17 protein-coding genes and 1 pseudogene are annotated in these 17,045 nt (G+C 60.9%); 11 read left to right on the top strand and 7 right to left on the bottom strand.

The annotated features are described in order from the left end of the window. Positions 1-616: 616 nt before the first annotated feature. The 7 genes and pseudogenes from DC522_RS13125 to DC522_RS13100 form a co-directional block, all read right to left on the bottom strand. Entirely contained in the window at positions 617-1,297 is a 681-nt protein-coding gene (locus DC522_RS13125) for a calcium-binding protein (protein ID WP_116529136.1), read from the bottom strand. 716 nt (positions 1,298-2,013) lie between these two features. Next, a complete protein-coding gene (locus tag DC522_RS36860; protein WP_256369853.1) occupies positions 2,014-2,139 on the bottom strand; it encodes a hypothetical protein in 126 nt (41 codons plus the stop codon). 19 nt (positions 2,140-2,158) lie between these two features. Further along, the gene (locus DC522_RS13120) at positions 2,159-2,344 is read right to left on the bottom strand and encodes a hypothetical protein (RefSeq protein ID WP_116529135.1); all 186 of its coding nucleotides are present in this window, start codon (positions 2,342-2,344) and stop codon (positions 2,159-2,161) included. 678 nt (positions 2,345-3,022) lie between these two features. After that, complete coding sequence (locus DC522_RS13115) at positions 3,023-3,772, bottom strand: ABC transporter ATP-binding protein (RefSeq protein ID WP_116529134.1); 750 nt, start codon at positions 3,770-3,772, stop codon at positions 3,023-3,025. Beyond that, entirely contained in the window at positions 3,748-4,659 is a 912-nt protein-coding gene (locus tag DC522_RS13110) for an ABC transporter permease (protein WP_116529133.1), read from the bottom strand. The genes DC522_RS13115 and DC522_RS13110 overlap by 25 nt, the downstream gene beginning before the upstream one ends. Before the next feature lie 3 nt (positions 4,660-4,662). Then, positions 4,663-5,700: an ABC transporter substrate-binding protein gene (locus DC522_RS13105; RefSeq protein WP_205769629.1), complete on the bottom strand. Its 1,038-nt coding sequence runs from the start codon at positions 5,698-5,700 to the stop codon at positions 4,663-4,665. A gap of 72 nt (positions 5,701-5,772) precedes the next feature. Continuing rightward, positions 5,773-6,937: pseudogene (locus DC522_RS13100) on the bottom strand (NtaA/DmoA family FMN-dependent monooxygenase). 694 nt (positions 6,938-7,631) lie between these two features. Between DC522_RS13100 and DC522_RS13095 the strand changes: the two are divergent. The 11 genes from DC522_RS13095 (at position 7,632) to DC522_RS13045 (ending at position 17,001) form a co-directional block, all read left to right on the top strand. After that, positions 7,632-8,078 carry an Rrf2 family transcriptional regulator gene (locus DC522_RS13095; protein ID WP_116529131.1) on the top strand — a complete coding sequence of 149 codons (447 nt, stop codon included), beginning with the start codon at positions 7,632-7,634 and terminating at the stop codon, positions 8,076-8,078. Positions 8,079-8,573: 495 nt separating this feature from the next. After that, positions 8,574-8,834, top strand: a complete 261-nt coding sequence (locus DC522_RS13090; RefSeq protein ID WP_245444123.1) for a hypothetical protein — start codon at positions 8,574-8,576, stop codon at positions 8,832-8,834. A gap of 72 nt (positions 8,835-8,906) precedes the next feature. Then, positions 8,907-9,500: an alpha/beta hydrolase gene (locus DC522_RS13085; protein WP_047189160.1), complete on the top strand. Its 594-nt coding sequence runs from the start codon at positions 8,907-8,909 to the stop codon at positions 9,498-9,500. Between the two features lie 166 nt (positions 9,501-9,666). Next, positions 9,667-10,188 carry a flavin reductase family protein gene (locus DC522_RS13080; protein ID WP_116529143.1) on the top strand — a complete coding sequence of 174 codons (522 nt, stop codon included), beginning with the start codon at positions 9,667-9,669 and terminating at the stop codon, positions 10,186-10,188. Beyond that, a complete protein-coding gene (locus DC522_RS13075) occupies positions 10,185-10,826 on the top strand; it encodes a hypothetical protein (protein ID WP_133239279.1) in 642 nt (213 codons plus the stop codon). Before DC522_RS13080 ends, DC522_RS13075 begins: the two co-directional genes overlap by 4 nt. A 140-nt stretch (positions 10,827-10,966) precedes the next feature. Continuing rightward, positions 10,967-11,575, top strand: a complete 609-nt coding sequence (gene msuE, locus DC522_RS13070) for an FMN reductase (protein ID WP_116529128.1) — start codon at positions 10,967-10,969, stop codon at positions 11,573-11,575. Between the two features lie 37 nt (positions 11,576-11,612). After that, entirely contained in the window at positions 11,613-12,965 is a 1,353-nt protein-coding gene (locus tag DC522_RS13065; protein ID WP_116529127.1) for an LLM class flavin-dependent oxidoreductase, read from the top strand. A gap of 22 nt (positions 12,966-12,987) precedes the next feature. Next, the gene (locus DC522_RS13060) at positions 12,988-13,836 is read left to right on the top strand and encodes an ABC transporter permease (protein ID WP_116529126.1); all 849 of its coding nucleotides are present in this window, start codon (positions 12,988-12,990) and stop codon (positions 13,834-13,836) included. Positions 13,837-13,874: 38 nt separating this feature from the next. Then, complete coding sequence (locus tag DC522_RS13055; RefSeq protein WP_116529125.1) at positions 13,875-14,879, top strand: ABC transporter substrate-binding protein; 1,005 nt, start codon at positions 13,875-13,877, stop codon at positions 14,877-14,879. Between the two features lie 2 nt (positions 14,880-14,881). Further along, positions 14,882-15,652 carry an ABC transporter ATP-binding protein gene (locus DC522_RS13050; RefSeq protein WP_116529124.1) on the top strand — a complete coding sequence of 257 codons (771 nt, stop codon included), beginning with the start codon at positions 14,882-14,884 and terminating at the stop codon, positions 15,650-15,652. A 191-nt stretch (positions 15,653-15,843) separates the two neighbouring features. Then, complete coding sequence (locus tag DC522_RS13045; protein ID WP_165820149.1) at positions 15,844-17,001, top strand: IS110 family transposase; 1,158 nt, start codon at positions 15,844-15,846, stop codon at positions 16,999-17,001. Positions 17,002-17,045: the final 44 nt, after the last annotated feature.

The following is a 17,045-nucleotide window of genomic DNA, read 5'->3' as shown; positions in this document are numbered from 1 at the left end:
GGCTCTCCGATCGGGAACTCGATGACCTCGGCATCAGGCGCTTCCAGATCGACCGCATCGCTCGCCGGCGATAGCGGTCTAACATCGTGCGGCACCACAGCGCGCGTCGACGCCCGCTGAAGAGCGGGCGTTTGCGTGATGGATCATGTGCCGCACAACATCCATGCGTCCGCTCGCGCCACCGTATCCTGCTCCATTATCTTTCGGTCCGCGCTGATGATCCCAATAGGCGCGGGGGTTCGATCGCTTTGAAGATCCCGGAGGACTGCCATCGCGGGCGACGCGGGGCACTGGAGCCGCTCTCAACACAGGCCTTGGTGAGAGGATACAAGAAAAGACGAGTTCCTTCGGGACCACCGATATTCGGCCGCTACCCAGCCCAGTCCTCGGCGGCCCCGTCATATTCCCATCGCAACTCACTGATGGCCTTGTGCGCTTCCGCCTTTGTGGTCTTAAGATCCGGGGCTTCAACAACCATATCGTCCGGAACGATCTCTTGCTCGTTTACGAGGTCGAAGTGGCAGCGCATCACCAGCCCTGGGCGACAGGTCGTTGACCGCTTGGCGATATCTCAGGGATGGGTGCTGCGGCTGGTGTCCGCAGCACCCGTTTGCGGCTAGTGGACGACGAAATAATCGCCCGGGCTGGTGTGAACGTCGTCGGCGTTGACATTCACCAGAGTGATGCTGTCGCCGTTGCCGAGATCGACCACCGTGTTGTGGCCGACCTGCTGAACGCGGCTCGCAAGATCGTCGGCAGTGGCAATATCGGTGCCGTTGATCCCTTTCGAGATCTGCAGGAGGTCCTGACCGGCCTTGAAGTCTAGCACGACATCGTTGCCGCCGCCGCCATCCAGGATGTCATCTCCGGCGCCGCCGCGCAGGATGTCGCTGCCAACGCCGCCCTGCATCAGATCGTCACCGGAACCACCTTCAATGATGTCATGTCCGCCGCCACCGAGTTGGATGTCGTTGCCATGGCCGCCGCGGAGGTCGTCGTCGCCAGCGCCGCCGAGTTGAACGTCATCGTCGTTGCCGCCGAACAGACCGTCATTGCCGTCGTTGCCGTCCTGGACGTCAGCTCCCTCGCCGCCAGACAGCCAGTCGTCGCCAGAGCCGCCGGACATCCAGTCATCTCCGCTCCCGCCAAAGATGACGTCCTGGCCTTCGTCGCCGGAGAGAGCGTCGCCCCCTCCTCCGCCGAAGATCAGGTCATCACCGCCGTGCCCAAACACCACGTCGGCAGTGGCAGTGCCGTGCAGGACATCACCGTATGCCCCGCCTCCAATCGTCGCCATGTCTCGTCTCCTTGGTATGCGCGCCACGTGAGTGGACGCGCAGGGTCACAAGTATCAACGTGAAGCAGGGTGTAGCAGTCAGCACCCTGCCTAGGGTTTCTAATTGAAATTCTATGCCTCGTAAATATTTACATCGTAAATATTAGTATTGTCGACTAAAATGCAGAATGTTCGACTGGTTTGATTTTGAAAAATGACAATATTAGTTTCGCAATAAAACGAGAATACAACGATGTTCGAACCATTTTACCACTGGGTTCAGCGAAGTAGCCAGCACTTCGGATGAGAACAACATATCTCAGGAAAGGGCAAGGGATAAGGATCGGGGCCCGGCTGACGGATTGGGCGCGCTATCTACAAGGATGTCATTGCCCTCTCCCCTGCCGCCGGAGACCGCCGGTGCCGGAGTCTGTGAAGGCTGCAGCGGCGGCAACTGCCGCCGATGTCTCAGCCTCGTCGACCTCATCCCGGACGTCTCCCCGTACTGAGCTATCTCGATGAGGCGATCATCCTGCCCGTCGCGAGGGTTCGGCCTGCCATGCGGCAGTCGCCTCCTCGGAGAACCGCACTGTGAGGCTTCTCCGCTGGCGCAGGCAGCGTCATGATCGGCCCAGTTTGTCCCTCTGCGCCGCTGCCTGGGGATGCAATGATGGCGAGCGGCATGGATCTTGACCGGCTTGGCGGATCTTGGCTCAGACAGCGAACAGGCCGCTACGTTACCTCCTTCCGGGTCGCTCCGTGGTCACGAGAGGGCCTTCATTGGCAGCCTGCACGCGGAAGGCCGAGACGAACAGCGCTGTCGCGACGGCAACGACCGTCACCAGGAGCGTTTTGGGGTTCATGTTAACCTTGCAGGGTTGTTCAGCGACGACGCCGGGTGAGTTTTTTACGCGCCGCCCGGCTGGCCTCCTCGATCGAGGCAAAGACGGTCAGATCGAGGGACTTGAAGGCGAAGCCGGCGGCGAAGAACCGGAAGCCGCCTTCGACGGCGACAACGATGCCGGCGGTAACGTCTCCGACTTCAATAACGTGAGTGGTATGTGGCATGACAGAAGCCCCCTGCCGCCAACGCTGGGTTGGCAAGGATGCGGTTGTCTCAAGGACGGGAAAAGGCTGTTTAATAGTGGCGACACCAGCTCCGGGTGCCGCGAGCCCGACGCACCATTCGATGCAAGGCGAAGTTCAGCAGAGCAACAATCATGATCGCAACCCTTCGATGGGATCACGAGGCGCATGCGACGCATCGTGACGCTTTAGCGTTTGGTTTCGCGGCGCAAGCTGCTCACTTCAAATCACCGCGGTCTCGAATGCCAGATCGGGTTCTGAGACCCTGAGAAAGTGGCTTGGCCTCATGGCTCCGTCAACGGGAATGGGTTTTTAATTCATCGCTCAAACGCGAATGACTTTCTGTCGGAAAGCGAACGAAAGAAAACCTTTCCGCAATTTGATGGTGGAGCTTGCTGGATCGGCAGCCCCGTTCCATTAACCTGGACAAGTCACAATATGATGACCGTAGCTCCAAAGCTCTTCAGGGGCACACAGCGAGTGTGATCCTAAGGCTCCCATTGGCGCCGAGGTGGACCTGAGCGCTCGACGGGTGGCCCTGATGATCCTGTTCAAGCCCTTTGAGGCGCAGCGTTTGCTTTGTTTTAACGACAGCCCTGAGCTAAGCAGGCACCAGATCAGCTGAGGACATTCACTCTTCGAAGTTTGTCCTCGCCCCCATCACGCAACGCGGCGCAGCTCCTTCTCAGTCACGCCGAGGCTAGTCAACAGCTGAGCGCGCAGTTGCGCGACGCGTAGCTCGCGCTCTCCTCTGTCAGAGGGTAAATTGACTTCCAGATCCACCGTGAAACGGCCCTGATCGAGAATAAGAATGCGCTGTGCCAGGCGGATTGCCTCATCGACATCATGCGTCACGAACAGCACTGCCGGCTGGTGACGGGCGCACAGATCGAGCAGAAGGGCCTGCATCCGCAACCGGGTCAAAGCGTCGAGCGCTCCGAACGGCTCATCGAGCAGGAGGAACTCAGGCTCGCGGACCAGCGAACGTGCTAGGGCAGTGCGCTGCTGTTCGCCGCCGGAAAGCCGCATCGGCCAAGCGGTTGCGCGCGGCGCCAGGTCGACTTCCTCCAAAGCCTTAAATGCGCGCTCGCGGGAGGCCCCTCCCTTCAATCCGAGCGTGACATTGTCAATCACCTTCTTCCACGGCAGCAGTCGGGCATCCTGGAACACGACCGAGATTGCGTCGGGAGTGTCAACCTGGCCTGAGCCTGGAACGCCATGGTCAAGGCCAGCGAGTGCGCGCAGGATCGTGCTCTTGCCGGAGCCTGAGCGACCGAGCAGAGCGACGAACTCGCCGCGGCCGATATCAAGATCGACGCCGTCGACAATCGTGCGCTCGCCGTAACGGCGCCTGAGCCTGCGCACCTGCACGACAGGCTCCCGGATCAGTCCGCCAAGATCTTTCGCCATGGGAGGGTCTTTCGCGTGATAAAGCGTACCAGCCAGTCCGAGCTCAAGCCGAGCGCAGCATAGACGGCAAGGCACAGGATGATGACTTCGGTCTGCCCGTAGGTGCGGGCAAGATTGATCATATAGCCCAAGCCACTGGTGGCATTGACCTGTTCGACGACGACGAGCGCCAGCCAAGCATAGGTGACGCCGAAGCGTAGGCCGAGAAGAAAGCCCGGCAGAGCTGCCGGAAGCACGACATGGCGCAGGAACTGCAGGTTGCTGAGGCCGAGCGTCTCGGCCAGCTCGATGAAGCGGGCGTCGGTCGAGCGCAGGCCGTCATGGGTCTGGATATAGATCGGTGCGAACGTGATCAGTGCGATGGTCAGAATCTTCATGCCTTCGCCGATGCCGAACCAGAGCATCAGGAGAGAAATCAGGGCCAACGCAGGGATGGCGCGCTTGATTTGGATCGGACCGTCGACGAGATACTCGCCGATGCGGCTCAGGCCGGCGATGACACCAAGCGATGCCCCAGCGACGATGCCCCAGAACAGACCCCAGAAGGAACGGGCGAAGGAGGTCCAGAGATTCTCCTGTAAGCGGCCATCTTGGATCAGTTCAAGGCCGGTCAGCGCGACAGTCCATGGTGCTGACAGGATGCGGTCGTCGATATAGCCAGTGGTCGAGCCGATGCTCCACAAGATGAGGAGTAGCGCAGGGCCAATCGCAGCCCCATAAGGGACGGTCGGACCTGGTCCAAGCTTGCGCCGCCGCTGGCGTCCGGTCCGGTTGCTCGTGGTCGATGGCGAGGATTGGATCCTGCCAAGGCTCGGCCTTCTGAGCCATTGCTGGTGTCTTGGTGCACCGGAGGAAGAATCGGCGCTTGGGATCGAAAGGTTCACCATGGTTTACTCTCCCCGATAGGCAGCGCCGGCAACTGTCTCGAATCGGCGGTCGAACAGGGTTTCCGCTTTCAGGGCCGGCTTCTTCAGTTCTTCCGCGAGCAGGTCGACCGTTTCCTGTTGGCGTTCAATCGCCCCGTTCCAATCGAGTGGCACATCCGGATGGCCGTTCGATTCCACCAGAAACCGCGCAGCGTCCTCTTTCAGGCCCTGGTCCTTGATGTAGTATCCGTTGATCCATTCTTCGGGATGCGTCTCGATCCATTTCGTGGCACGGCCCCATGCCGCGACATAAGCGCGGATGGCTGCGGCCTTATCAGGATCCTCAAGAGAGGATTTCACCACATACAGATACGCGGGATCGTCACGCAGGCCGTGCGCGAGCGCCTTAGCCCCGTCCTTGGCGTAGTTCTGAATGAAGCGCTGCTTATTCGCCTCCGCAATCGGCGCTGCATCGACGAGCTTACTCGCCAGCGCATTGACATAGGCATCGCCGACACTCGGCAATTCGACGAGTTGGACGTCGTCGCGCTGCAAGTTAACCTTTTTCAAGACCCGTAGGACGAGCGCACCCTGAGCCTGCCCAGGACTGAAGGCAATTCTCTTGCCTTTGAGATCGTCGAGCTTGTCAATGCCGGAATGCGGTGCGGTGGCGATGACGTAGATAGGATGCCCCACCGGATCGAGGCGGAATTTTGCCGCGACGATCTTGACATCCAAGCCAGTCCATTGCGAGTGGATCGGAGGAATATCAGCGACTGAACCAACGTCCAGCGCCTTGGCTCGGAACGCCTCGATCGTCTGCGGGCCGCCCGAGATGTTAGCCCAATCGACTTGGAAAGGCAGGTTGCCCAGTTCGCCCGAAAGAGTGAGCGCGACTCGGGTTTGCGGATCGCCGATGACCAGCCTGGTCCCTGGGGCGATCGTGCTGGGGACAGGTGCATTGTCGGGGAGAGGCTCGGCAAGGGCTGCCCCGGTCATCAGGAGGGCTGTCGATAGGATGCATCGGATAGCGGTCGGAAGGCGCAAATATGCTTTCATCATGGTCCTCCACATGAGCTCTGGGTGCAATAATCCCCATAAGGTTATGACCGGGAACTCATATAGTCTATAGAATTAGTATACTAATGTTGCGACGATTGAAGAAGAGTTTTTGGCGAAGCGAGACGTGAGGAGAATATCTTTCAAGTGAGCCGGGGGATGTCGCTTGATGTGCCCGCAAGCGTCTGCCTTCATCGGCTTCTCGCGGTCGATGATGTCGACAACAAGCTGGAACCGACTGGCGACGGCGTTGAGCCCTTTCGTGTCGACAAGGTGGCGAGGAAACGGTGCGTCGAGGTCATGACCTCTTAGATCGATCCCGATCATGCGCTTGAGTTGCTCTAGCGAAGCGGCCGGCTGAATCAACTCGTTAAGCTCCTCCTCCAGTCTATCGGCCTCTGCCTGCATCGAGCCGAGATAAGGACTGATGCCGGGGAGGACGCGAATATGTTCCGGCTGCCGTCCGAGCGCGGAGGCACGGGTCTTTATATCGGCATAGAAGGACTGCGCGCTCGCCAGCGTCTGGTGTGCGGTGAAGATTGCCTCGGCGTGCTGGGCCGCGAAAGAGCGGCCGTCATCAGACGAGCCCGCCTGGACGTAGACCGGCCTCCCCTGGGGTCCGCGCGCGATGTTGAGCGGCCCGCGGACCCGGTAATGCTTGCCCACATGGTCGATGCTGTGCACCTTGTCGGTATCGGCAAAGACCCCGCTATCGGGATCAGCAACGAGCGCCTCGTCCTCCCAACTGTCCCAGAGCTTGGTCACCACCTCAAGAAATTCGCGCGCCTCCTCGTAACGGTCACCATGCGGGGTGCTCCGGCAAGCCGAAATTCTGCGCCGCTCCGGCATCACCTGTGGTGACGATGTTCCACCCAGCCCGCCCTTTGCTCAGGTGATCGAGCGAGGCGAAAAGGCGGGCGAGATTGTAGGGCTCGGTGTAGGTGGTTGAAGCCGGCGCAATCAGCCCGATTTTCTGCGTCGCTGCTGCGATCGCAGCAAGCCAGGTGAGCGGCTCGAAGCGAAGACGGGAGGAATAGCGGACGCTCTCCGGGAGTGAGGGCCCATCGGCGAAGAAGATCGCGTCGAACTTTGCCGCCTCCGTTCGTTGCGCGAGTTCCTGGTAGTAGCTGATGTCGAGCACTCGCCCAGGTTCGGATTCCTTGAACCGCCAAGCCGCCTCGTGGTGGCCACCAGGATAGACGAAGAGATTCAGGGCCAGTTGGCGCTTGGGATTGGACATGGAAACCCTCGCTTCAGAATAGTCGGCTCCGAAGTCGGCAAATCGTGTCACCGCCTCTTCGAGCCAGATTCACCGGCAACGCGATGTCGCTGAACGATGACAAGGGTGATACAAATTGGTCAAGAGGTAATGTTTTTTAAAAAGAACGCAGACAAGAGAATAATAGGCTATGCTTGCACGAGACGCTAAGACTTGTTAGGCGAGTCTATTGCTAGGCAAACAATAGTGTGGGGTAGCTAAACTAAACTTGGCGCGTAAATGACAGCAAGAATAGTGTTCTCCTTGTGGTTCTTCATATCGAACAGTCCTATCAACGAGCGTCAGCCAGCAGGCCCTGATTGATCGAGCAGATCAATGATGCTGACTGTCGATCTTATCAGAGGGAAAAGGGTGAGGCTGACCAACTGCCGTCGTGCAGGCACGAGATGTTGCTGATCGCGGGTTTGGGCCTGAAACTCTCGTCGGCGCCCGCGTGGACATCGCCGGAAGCCACTGTGGGTCGCCAAGCCGTTCGGCGTTGTTGAGTTGCTCCCCTGAAGGGCGAACGACGATAGTCGATCAAGAGGCACGACAAACCATCGAGTCGATACACGGCGGGGGAGACGGTCCGTTGTCGCTAGGAACCGAAAACCGTTGCTGAAATGTCGTTAGTTGATAGAACTAATCGAATATCGACGATGGCTGGGGTATAGGGGTGTTAACCAATAAGGGCAAATACGGACTCAAGGCAATTGTTCATCTCGCGAGGCTCGATGCCGGGGAGACGGCTCAGGTCGCAGAGATTGCTCAGACGAACAACATCCCGAAGAAATTTCTTGATGCCATCCTGCTGGATCTTCGCAATGCCGGCATGTTGAGAAGTAAGAAGGGCCCAGGCGGGGGCTATGCTTTGGCCAAGCCGGCCGGTACCATCAAAGTCGGTGCCGTTATTCGAGCACTCGAGGGTCCGCTCGCGCCGATAGCGTGCGCTAGCCGATCCGCGTTCCGCGCTTGTGACGATTGCGGCAAAATCGAGTTATGTCCTGTTCGTTCGATCATGAGCGAAGTGCGCGATGCCATCGCCTCAGTCGTCGATAACACCACCGTTGCCGATCTCGCCAAACGCACCCCATCACGCTTCAGAACAACGAAGCCGAAATAGACTGATCGCTATTTATCCACCAAGTTAATCGATAATCCTTTAACGATACCATCGTCTGACCGCTCCCAGGGACTTGCGCTGCATGGCGTGTGCCTATCGTTCTCGCAGTCACGGACGGTCTCCATGAATCAACTGATCCGTAGCCTAGAGTCTGCTGATATCGAGCCCTCCGCTTTCCGATCAGTGATGCGCCACATCGCCGGCGCCATCGGCGTTGTTATGGCCTCGGCCGGAGCCATCCGTGCCGGACTGACCACGACTTCGCTGACCGCTGCACCGACCGAGCCTTCATCCGCCCTCATTTGTGTCAATCGGAGCGCGTCTGCTTGGCCGGTTATCCCGTAGGCCTGGCATTTCGCTATCAATATCCTGGCGATCCAGCATCGATCGATTGTTGACCGTTTCGCTGGCCGCGGCGGAATCAAGGACGAGGCGCGCTTTTAGGAGGGCGACTGGACGCGGCTCATCACCGGCGCGCCTGTCCTGAACGGTGTCTTGGCGTTTCTCGATTGCGAGACAGAGGACGTGATCGGCCGCCATTCGAACACGATCCTGATCGGTCGCGTTAAGGCGATCAGTGGGGATGATGAACACGTGGCCTCCTGTGCTGGTGCAGCGATTATGGCGGGTTGGATGAGACCGTCCAGCACGGTGCGGGGATTTGACCGTTTTTCGACAAAGATGAATGATCGCGTTCGGAAGAAAATTCTAAAGCTGAAACTTGTTCTGGGATCGCTGTTCCATCATTTGCCCTGAATTTGGCAACGCGTTTCATTGACCGTTTTTCCCGTGAGCCTGATACTTCTCGGCAGCAGAGGAGGACCAATTATGACTATTCTTATGGTCCCCGGCTTCAAGGGCTCTGAGCCGGAACATTGGCAGAGTCGCTGGGAAGCCGAGTTGAACGACGTCGAACGAGTCCAGCAGGTGCACTGGGATGCACCGGATCTCGGAGTCTGGCTCGCGGTCTTGGCGCACCACGTGAAGAGAAGGCCGGGGGCCATTCTGGTCGGCCACAGTCTCGGAGCGATCTTGATCGCCCATCTGGCACTGCGCCATCCGGACCTGGACATCGGCGGCGCCCTGCTGGTCGCACCAGCCGATCCTGAGGTGCGACGATCCCGCGTGCCTGGGATCACTTCGTTCGGCCCCTTACCGGTTGAGCCCCTCGGTTTTCCAGCCATATTGGTTGCCAGCCGGACCGACCCCTACATGGCGCAGGATCGTGCCCGTATCATCGCCAATCTGTGGGAAGCAGCCTTCGTTGATGCAGGAGAGGCCGGTCACATCAATGTTGCCAGCGGCCACGGCGCTTGGCCGGAGGGTCTCCGTTGGCTTGCCCGCTTGCGGGTCCGTCAGCGTGCCTTCGCGCAACCGCCCCTGTCGCGGAGGTCGACCGGCTCGAGACATTCTGCGCCGTGAGCGCTTAGCGGGGATGCGGCTCGAGCGGTCTGCTGTCGGACACTGCGAAGCCGTCCGAGGTACGATCGCCATCTACTAGTGGGCAATCGCACCTCGCAATGACGCCAAGCGAGAGGCATCCGTCTCTGCTGGCCTTGTTGCAACTTTGCAGAACTCCGAGATGATCATGACGACAACCATCCATTCGGCCTCGCTGCCTCCGATTGACGTCAAAACCTTTTGGCAGACCCTCGCTGAAAGGGTGAGTGGCATGACCATTGTGACCGCTCACGGGGATGACGGCCCGGCTGGTCTGCTGGGGCTTTCGGCTGCGCGCGTCACGGCCAACCCGCCGACGATCCTCGTATCGGTTGATCAGAAGACGACTGCGCTCGGCGCGATCCTCTCGCGTCGCCACTTCGCGGTGAATTACCTGCCGGCCGGAGCAGAAGCTGTTGCAGATGCATTCAGTGGCAAGGCGGGTATTTCAGGGGCCGATCGCTTCATCGAAGGCCAGTGGGACACCCTGGTGACCGGTGCGCCGGTGTTCAAAAAGGCTCTCGGCTCCTTCGACTGTGTGGTGGATGACGTCATTCAGCGTGGCGATATTTCGATTGTGATCGGCATTGCTGTTGCCTCTCGCGTAGACTCCTCACGACCACCGCTCGTTTTCTTTCGGGGAGCCATCCGGAGTGATCTTGGCGGATGATGACTAGCCTTAATCGCAGCCTTCCGGATGCGGGCGGCGAGTGGCGCGACGTGACCGATGGATTGCGACCGCATCCCCAACTGCTCTGGCGCCACCTTCGGCACAAAAGCCGCGGCCGTTTCCTTCAGCATGCCTCAAGCATGCGGGACACGCACCGTCACCGGATGCCGCCATCGTCGGTTGCTCGCATCGCCCAAGCACAAGCCTCGGGTCTCCTGAGGATCGTCAAGGGTCATTTCCACAAGGCGTTGAAGACCGCGCGTGGCACCACTGTCACTTATCGTCCTTCCGGCGGCAGCGAACCTGTAAGACTCGAAGTGTCGCATGCTCTCAACTGCTGCGGTTTCAGGCGCCTCTCGCTTCCCACGCAGAACCGTCTCATGCAGTCTATGCCGGACGGTGGGTTCGCCCGCGCGGACGAATTGAAGCTTGGTCTCGGCTTCGATCAGCACGAAGCCTTGATTGAGTCTCACGGTCGAAGCGCGGAGCGGATCTTCGGCATCGGCCCTCGCATCCGTGGCGCCTCTTGGGAGATAACTGCCGGGCCCAACCTTCGAGAACAGGCAGCCCGCTTGGCTGAACTCCAGCTGGGCATTCCTGGCCTGTCCATCTCGGATGCCTGTCGGGACATCCGCTGAGGAAGGTGAGAGGCCAATCGTCCTCTCACCGTCGCAATCCGCGCTAAACCTCTTCTCTTTTCTACAGCAATTATGAAATGGACGCGGGAGGCGAATCACTATTAGTCTACTTAATCTATAGACTTATAGGAGGAGACGCCATGTCTACAATCGATATCCTCGGCCTCGCCGGTAGTTTCAGCGTACCCTCCCGCACTCGGGGCCTCGTCGAAGAAGCCGTTGCCCGCACTATGGCTCGCTTCGGCGGGCGGTCCAAAGTCGTTGATCTGTCGCAGCTGGGGCCAGATTTTGCTGGCGCCCGCAATCTCACGGAGCTCACTGGACCCGGGCGCGACGTGGTCAGCTCGATTGTCGACGCCAAAGCACTGATCGTTGCGACGCCGGTCTACAAGGGAAGCTATCCGGGCCTCTTCAAACATCTCTTCGACCTGATCGATCCAACGGCACTTGCCGGAAAACCGGTTCTTTTGGCCGCCACGGGAGGAGGCGACAAGCACGCTCTGGTGATCGAGCATCACCTGCGTCCGCTCTTCGCATTCTTCGAGGCCCAGACGCTCGCCACGGGCGTCTATGCCTCGGAGCGAGACTTCGTGGACGGCCAGCTTTCCTCTCCCAGCCTCATCACCAGACTGGACCGCGCGGTTGGGCAATTCGCGCCCCATCTGAAGCAGGACGACCGGGACGTGGTGTTCACGGCAAAGACCGAACGCCGGCGCGGTACCGCAGAAGCGGTCGCTGCCAACGCGTGACCTACCCTCCCCTCAAGTCAATTAGGTGAATTCAGATATGACCCGACAGATCAAGCTAGGTGCCTTTCTGCCCGGCGGGGGCCAGCACATCGCTTCATGGCGTCACCCGGACCAGCCGGCGGACGGCGCCACCAGCTTCGAATTCCATAAGCGGCTCGCGCTCACAGCCGAGCGCGGCCTGTTCGACGCTTATTTTCTCGCCGACGGCCTGGCGGTGTCGTTCGGCGGCGCCTCCGAGGGCGGCAGCGCAAAGGTGGCGGGACTGGAACCCGTAACGCTTTTCTCTGCGCTCGCGCCGCTGACCTCCCAAATTGGATTCATCGCAACGGCCTCCACGACCTATGAAGAGCCATACAACCTCGCGCGGAAGTTTGCGTCCCTCGACCTCATTTCCGATGGCCGGGCCGGCTGGAATGTCGTGACGACAGCCACCGAGACCGCAGCTCACAACTTCAACCTTGATCAGCAGCATCCACATGCGTTTCGGTATGCCCGCGCCAAGGAGCATCTCGACGTGGTCAAGAAGCTCTGGGACAGCTTCGAGGACGACGCCTTCATCCGCGACAAGGAGAGCGGCGCGTTCTTTGATCCGGACAAGCTGCATGCCACCGATCACCGGGGCGAGCATTTCAAGGTGAAGGGGCCACTCAACGTGCCGCGGTCCCCACAGGGACATCCGGTGATCGTGCAGGCGGGGCAATCCGAAGACGGCCGCGGACTCGCCGCCGCGACCGCGGAAGTCATCTTCACGGCGCATCAGCGGCTGGAGACGGCCCAGGAATTCTACCGGGACATCAAGTCCCGCGCGCAAGGGCTTGGCCGTGATCCGCGCCACATCCTCATTATGCCCGGGGTCTCGCCATTTGTCGGCAGAACCTCAGAAGAGGCTCGCGAGAAGTATGACCGCCTGACCAGCCTGATCCTGGAGCAGGACGGGATTGCGCTGTTGAACGGCCTCACCGGCGGTACGCTCGACCTCAATGGCTATGACCTCGACGGCCCTCTTCCTCCCGCAGCGCCCACCGAAGGGAATAAGAGCCGTCAGGCGCTCATCCGGCAGATCGCTGACGAGAACAACTTCACCATCCGTCAGCTCTATCAGTGGGTCGCCTCGGCCCGCGGCCACTTCACGGTGGTCGGCTCGGCGATCCAGATCGCCGATACACTGCAGGAGTGGTTCGAGAACGAAGGAGCGGATGGCTTCAACATCCTGCCGCCCTGGCTGCCGACTGCACTCGAGGACTTTATCGACCTCGTCATCCCTGAGCTGCAGCGGCGCGGGCTGTTTCGCCGGGCATACGAGGGCCGCACGCTTCGAGAAAACCTCGGACTTCCCTATCCGCGCAACCGCTGGTCCGTCGCAAGACATACCGTCCAGGCCGCAGAATGAGGCTGAAGGAAAGGATCAAATCATGTCTTTGATCGATACAGAACAGGGCCATGCCTACCGTCGAACCAGATTTGACAGTGCCTTTGCCGCGGGACTTGCCGAAAAAGCCGCAGCCGGCCTAATTCAAATCGGCGCCCGCTACGGCGTGCTCGTCGGCTTTCTGGTCTTCTGGCAAGTCGCAAGTGAAGTCGGTTGGCTGAACCCCGCGGTCTTCCCGCCGCTCGACAGGATCCTTGCGGCCCTTTGGAACGGCCTGGCCGGCGGATTTCTGCTGGACGATGTGGCCATCAGCCTGCAGAGGGCCGGCCTCGCCTTCTCGGCGGCCGTCGTCATCGGCATTCCGCTTGGGTTATTCATGGGCCAGGTGAAGGCGGTCGAGCGCAGCCTCGATCCGATCCTGCAACTGTTCCGGCAGACGTCGGCCTTGGCGCTCTATCCGGTCTTCATCCTTCTGCTCGGCCTGGGCGAGGCTTCCAAGGTCTTCGTGATCTTCTGGGCCACACTCTTTCCAACGCTCCTGGCCACGATTGGCGGCGTGAAGCAGGCGGATCCGAAGCTCGTCGAGATGGCCCGCGTCTACGGGGCGTCGCGGCTGACGATCTTCCGCCGCGTGGTGCTGCCGGGCGCGGTGCCGTCCATCTTCGTCGGCCTGCGGCTCAGCGCGACCACCGCCCTGCTTCTTCTGATCGCCGCCGAAATGATCGGCGCCAACCGCGGCGTCGGCTTTCAGGTCATGAATGCCCAGTACAACTTCCAGATCCCGCTGATGTTCGCGGCCATCCTGCTGCTCGCGCTTCTGGGACTGAGCGCAAACTACGCGCTGGAGCGCCTGCAGGGCAGGCTCTGCCGCTGGAACCGCCTAGGCCGATAACATCACCCGTCCATCCTCAACCGAAAGGTCATCCCCTGATGAACATCACCCGCAGGTATCTCAATCTCCTGGCGCTGCGCTCGGCCGCGCTCTTCGCCAGCACCGCGCTCATGGGAGCGGCGCAGGCCGCAGAAGGGACGACGAAGCTCCGCTACCTGGCCAGCCACGGTGGCATCTCGGCCTACGAATTGGCTGCCGAACTCGGTTACTTCGAGGGAACGGGAATCGTGCTGCAAAACATCGGCTATGCCGCCGGCGGCCCCGAGTCCCTTTTTGCTCTGGCATCCGGGAACGTGGAGATCGGCGGCGCCGCAACGGCGGCAGTGATCAATTCAATCGCCGGCGCCAATGATTTCGTCGCGGCCTATCCGAGCAACGGGATCAATGATCAGGTTCAGAGCAAATTCTATGTCCTCGAAGACAGTCCGATCCGCTCAGTGAGAGACATCGTCGGCAAGACCGTGGCGATCAATACGCTTGGTGCGCATCTGGACTACACGGTGCGCGAAGCCCTGCATGCCGAAGGCCTGCCTGAGAATGCGGCACGCCTGGTCGTCGTTCCGGGCCCGCAGCTTGAGCAGGTGCTGCGTTCCAGGCAGGTGGATGTTGCCGCCTTCGGCTATTGGCAGACGACCTTCGAGGGCGCGGCGCGCCAGAATGGCGGTCTGCGCCCGATCTTTGACGACACCGACGTGCTGGGCGAAATCGCCGGCGGCTTCGTGGTGCTCCGCCGGGACTGGGTGCAAAAGCATCAAGACGCAGCCAAAACATTCGTCGCGGCTTGCGCGAAGGCGCTCGATTTCGCCCGCGAAAACCCCCAGAGGACGCAGGAGATCCTGGCCCGCGTCTTGAAGGCCCGGGGCGAGAATTCGGACGTCGCGAAATATTTTGCGGGTTATGGCGTGCGGCCCGGCGGCCGCGCAGCCGACCGGGACCTGCAGTTCTGGATCGACGTGCTGGTTCGCGAAGGCAAGCTGGCTCCTGGTCAACTCAAGGTGTCGGATATCCTGTACGCCCCTGAGACGGCCGCGCGCGGAGGTTGATCATGGCCGAGGCCCAGACCATCGGACGCGGAGAGGTCTCCATACGGAATCTCTCCAAATCTTTCTCCCTCAACGGGCGCGACCTCGACGTGCTGCGAGGCATTGACCTTGAAGTCGGCAGCGGCCAGTGCGTGGCGATTGTCGGGGCCAGCGGCTCAGGCAAGACGACCTTGCTGCGCATTCTTGCAGGCTTGGAGCCCGCCGACGGCGGCGACGTTCTGATTGACGGTGCGCCTATCCGTGGCGTGGGGTCTGAGCGCGCCGTCATCTTCCAGGAGCCGCGTCTTCTGCCCTGGCTCACGGTGATGGGCAATGTCGCTTTTCCCCTTGAGGTCCGCGGCCTTGCAGCCAATGAGGCCGCGCAGCGGGCACGCCGCTACCTGCGGCTTGTCGGACTTCTCGATTTCGCAGACGCCTATCCTGCCCAATTGTCCGGAGGGATGGCGCAACGGGTGGGCATCGCCCGGGCGTTGGCAGTGCAGCCGGAACTGCTCCTGCTCGACGAACCTCTCGGAGCGCTCGATGCGATGACGAGGATGACGATGCAGGAGGAACTTGCGCGGATTTGGGCGGAGGAGCATCTGACGATGGTACTTGTCACCCATGATCTCGAAGAAGCCGTGTATCTCGCCGACCGGGTCCTGATCTTGCCAAAGCACAAGGGCAGTGCCATCCGCACCATCGAGGTGGATCTTCCGCGCCCCCGTGACCGCAGCGATTCTCGCTTCGTCTCGCTGCGTCAGTTTCTCTTGGCCGAGTTCGGGCTGCATTAGAGCATTTTTCGACGAAGTGTATCCGGTTCACCGTCAAAACATGCGGCACAGCAAAGAGCAGAGCCGATTCCACTGAGGTGGAATGGGCTCTAGACCGCGTCACGGGAATGCTACAGATCCTATGCGGGTGGATAGCGGTTCACTCTCTGGCAGAGTGAGGTTGCTGAACCACTCACGCTGGAGACCAACCGATGTCCGTCGAGGCCCGATTTGAGCAAACCGCTATCCGCACTGATCTTGGCGCAATCTTCGTCTCAATGGAACTCAGTCGCTCGGTCTGGCTGATCACCTCGCTGTCGCCCGGGGCCGGCGAGACGATGTCCAAGCACAGCGTGCGCGGCGGCGATGTGGCGGGCCTGCTGACGCGGTTTGCGCAGTTGCAGGAGAAAGCGCGCGCTCGAACCGGTCAGATGTTTCCGATTATCGCGGTTCAGGAGGCGGGTCTGGATGGGTTCTGGATCCATCGCGTGCTGGAGAGCGAAGGTATCGAAAGCTACGTGGTCGATCCCGCCTCGATTGCGGTCTCCCGCCGCTGCCGGCGGGCCAAGACCGACAAGATCGACGGGGAGGCCCTGGTGCGCACGCTGCTGGCCTACAAGCGCGGTGAACCACGGGTGTGTGCGATGGTCCGGGCGCCGACACCTGAGGAGGAAGACCGTCGCCGCCTCAGCCGCGAGCGCAAGACGCTGACCGCCGAGCGGGTCCAGCATGTCAACCGGATCAAGGGGCTGCTGTTCGCGCAGGGGATCGGCGACTATGAGCCCCTGCATCGCGACCGCCGGGCCCGGCTCGACGCGCTCATGACCGGCGATGGCCGGCCGCTGCCGGTCCATCTCAAGGCCCAGATCCGGCGCGAACTCGACCGGTTCGAGCTGTTGCTGGAGCAGATCAAGGCGGTCGAAGCCGAGCGGGATGCCCTGCTTGTCCAGGCCGATGAATGCGCCCAGCTGCCGGCCCTGTTGGTCGGCCTCAAGGGCATGGGGTCAGAAGCCGCTGCCCTGCTCTGGGCGGAGGGCTTGTTCCGCACGTTCCGCAACCGCCGGCAGGTGGCGGCCTATGCGGGTCTGGCGCCGACGCCCTGGAAGAGCGGAGCGGTAGATCGCGAGCAGGGCGTGTCGAAAGCTGGCAACCCGCGCCTGCGCACCACCATGATCCAGTTGGCCTGGCTGTGGCTGCGCCATCAGCCCGCCTCGGCCCTGAGCCTGTGGTTCCAGGAGCGGGTCCGGCGCAACGGCGGGCGCCTCAGGAAGCCGATGCTCGTGGCGCTGGCCCGCAAACTTCTCGTCGCGCTGTGGAAGTATGCGACCGCCGGGGTGGCCCTGGAGGGAGCCGTCATAACGCAGGCCTGATTCAAGGGACGCCTTACCTCTCGTCTCCCCCGGGACCTGATCAG

This window comes from Microvirga sp. KLBC 81 (assembly GCF_003075415.1).
GTDB lineage: Bacteria > Pseudomonadota > Alphaproteobacteria > Rhizobiales > Beijerinckiaceae > Microvirga.
The sequence above is the reverse complement of the archived record's forward strand: the minus strand, read 5'-3'. Positions and strand labels throughout refer to the sequence as shown.

What these genes read in the sequence shown, in the direction of transcription:
- DC522_RS13055 (WP_116529125.1), top strand. Translation starts at nt 13,875, where the DNA reads ATGAACATCACCCGCAGGTATCTCAATCTCCTGGCGCTGCGCTCGGCC.
- DC522_RS13085 (WP_047189160.1), top strand. Translation starts at nt 8,907, where the DNA reads ATGACTATTCTTATGGTCCCCGGCTTCAAGGGCTCTGAGCCGGAACAT.
- DC522_RS13050 (WP_116529124.1), top strand. Translation starts at nt 14,882, where the DNA reads ATGGCCGAGGCCCAGACCATCGGACGCGGAGAGGTCTCCATACGGAAT.
- DC522_RS13080 (WP_116529143.1), top strand. Translation starts at nt 9,667, where the DNA reads ATGACGACAACCATCCATTCGGCCTCGCTGCCTCCGATTGACGTCAAA.
- msuE (WP_116529128.1), top strand. Translation starts at nt 10,967, where the DNA reads ATGTCTACAATCGATATCCTCGGCCTCGCCGGTAGTTTCAGCGTACCC.
- DC522_RS13120 (WP_116529135.1), bottom strand. Translation starts at nt 2,344, where the DNA reads ATGCCACATACCACTCACGTTATTGAAGTCGGAGACGTTACCGCCGGC.
- DC522_RS13060 (WP_116529126.1), top strand. Translation starts at nt 12,988, where the DNA reads ATGTCTTTGATCGATACAGAACAGGGCCATGCCTACCGTCGAACCAGA.
- DC522_RS13065 (WP_116529127.1), top strand. Translation starts at nt 11,613, where the DNA reads ATGACCCGACAGATCAAGCTAGGTGCCTTTCTGCCCGGCGGGGGCCAG.
- DC522_RS13115 (WP_116529134.1), bottom strand. Translation starts at nt 3,772, where the DNA reads ATGGCGAAAGATCTTGGCGGACTGATCCGGGAGCCTGTCGTGCAGGTG.
- DC522_RS13045 (WP_165820149.1), top strand. Translation starts at nt 15,844, where the DNA reads ATGTCCGTCGAGGCCCGATTTGAGCAAACCGCTATCCGCACTGATCTT.
- DC522_RS13105 (WP_205769629.1), bottom strand. Translation starts at nt 5,700, where the DNA reads ATGATGAAAGCATATTTGCGCCTTCCGACCGCTATCCGATGCATCCTA.
- DC522_RS13110 (WP_116529133.1), bottom strand. Translation starts at nt 4,659, where the DNA reads ATGGTGAACCTTTCGATCCCAAGCGCCGATTCTTCCTCCGGTGCACCA.
- DC522_RS13075 (WP_133239279.1), top strand. Translation starts at nt 10,185, where the DNA reads ATGATGACTAGCCTTAATCGCAGCCTTCCGGATGCGGGCGGCGAGTGG.
- DC522_RS36860 (WP_256369853.1), bottom strand. Translation starts at nt 2,139, where the DNA reads ATGAACCCCAAAACGCTCCTGGTGACGGTCGTTGCCGTCGCGACAGCG.
- DC522_RS13125 (WP_116529136.1), bottom strand. Translation starts at nt 1,297, where the DNA reads ATGGCGACGATTGGAGGCGGGGCATACGGTGATGTCCTGCACGGCACT.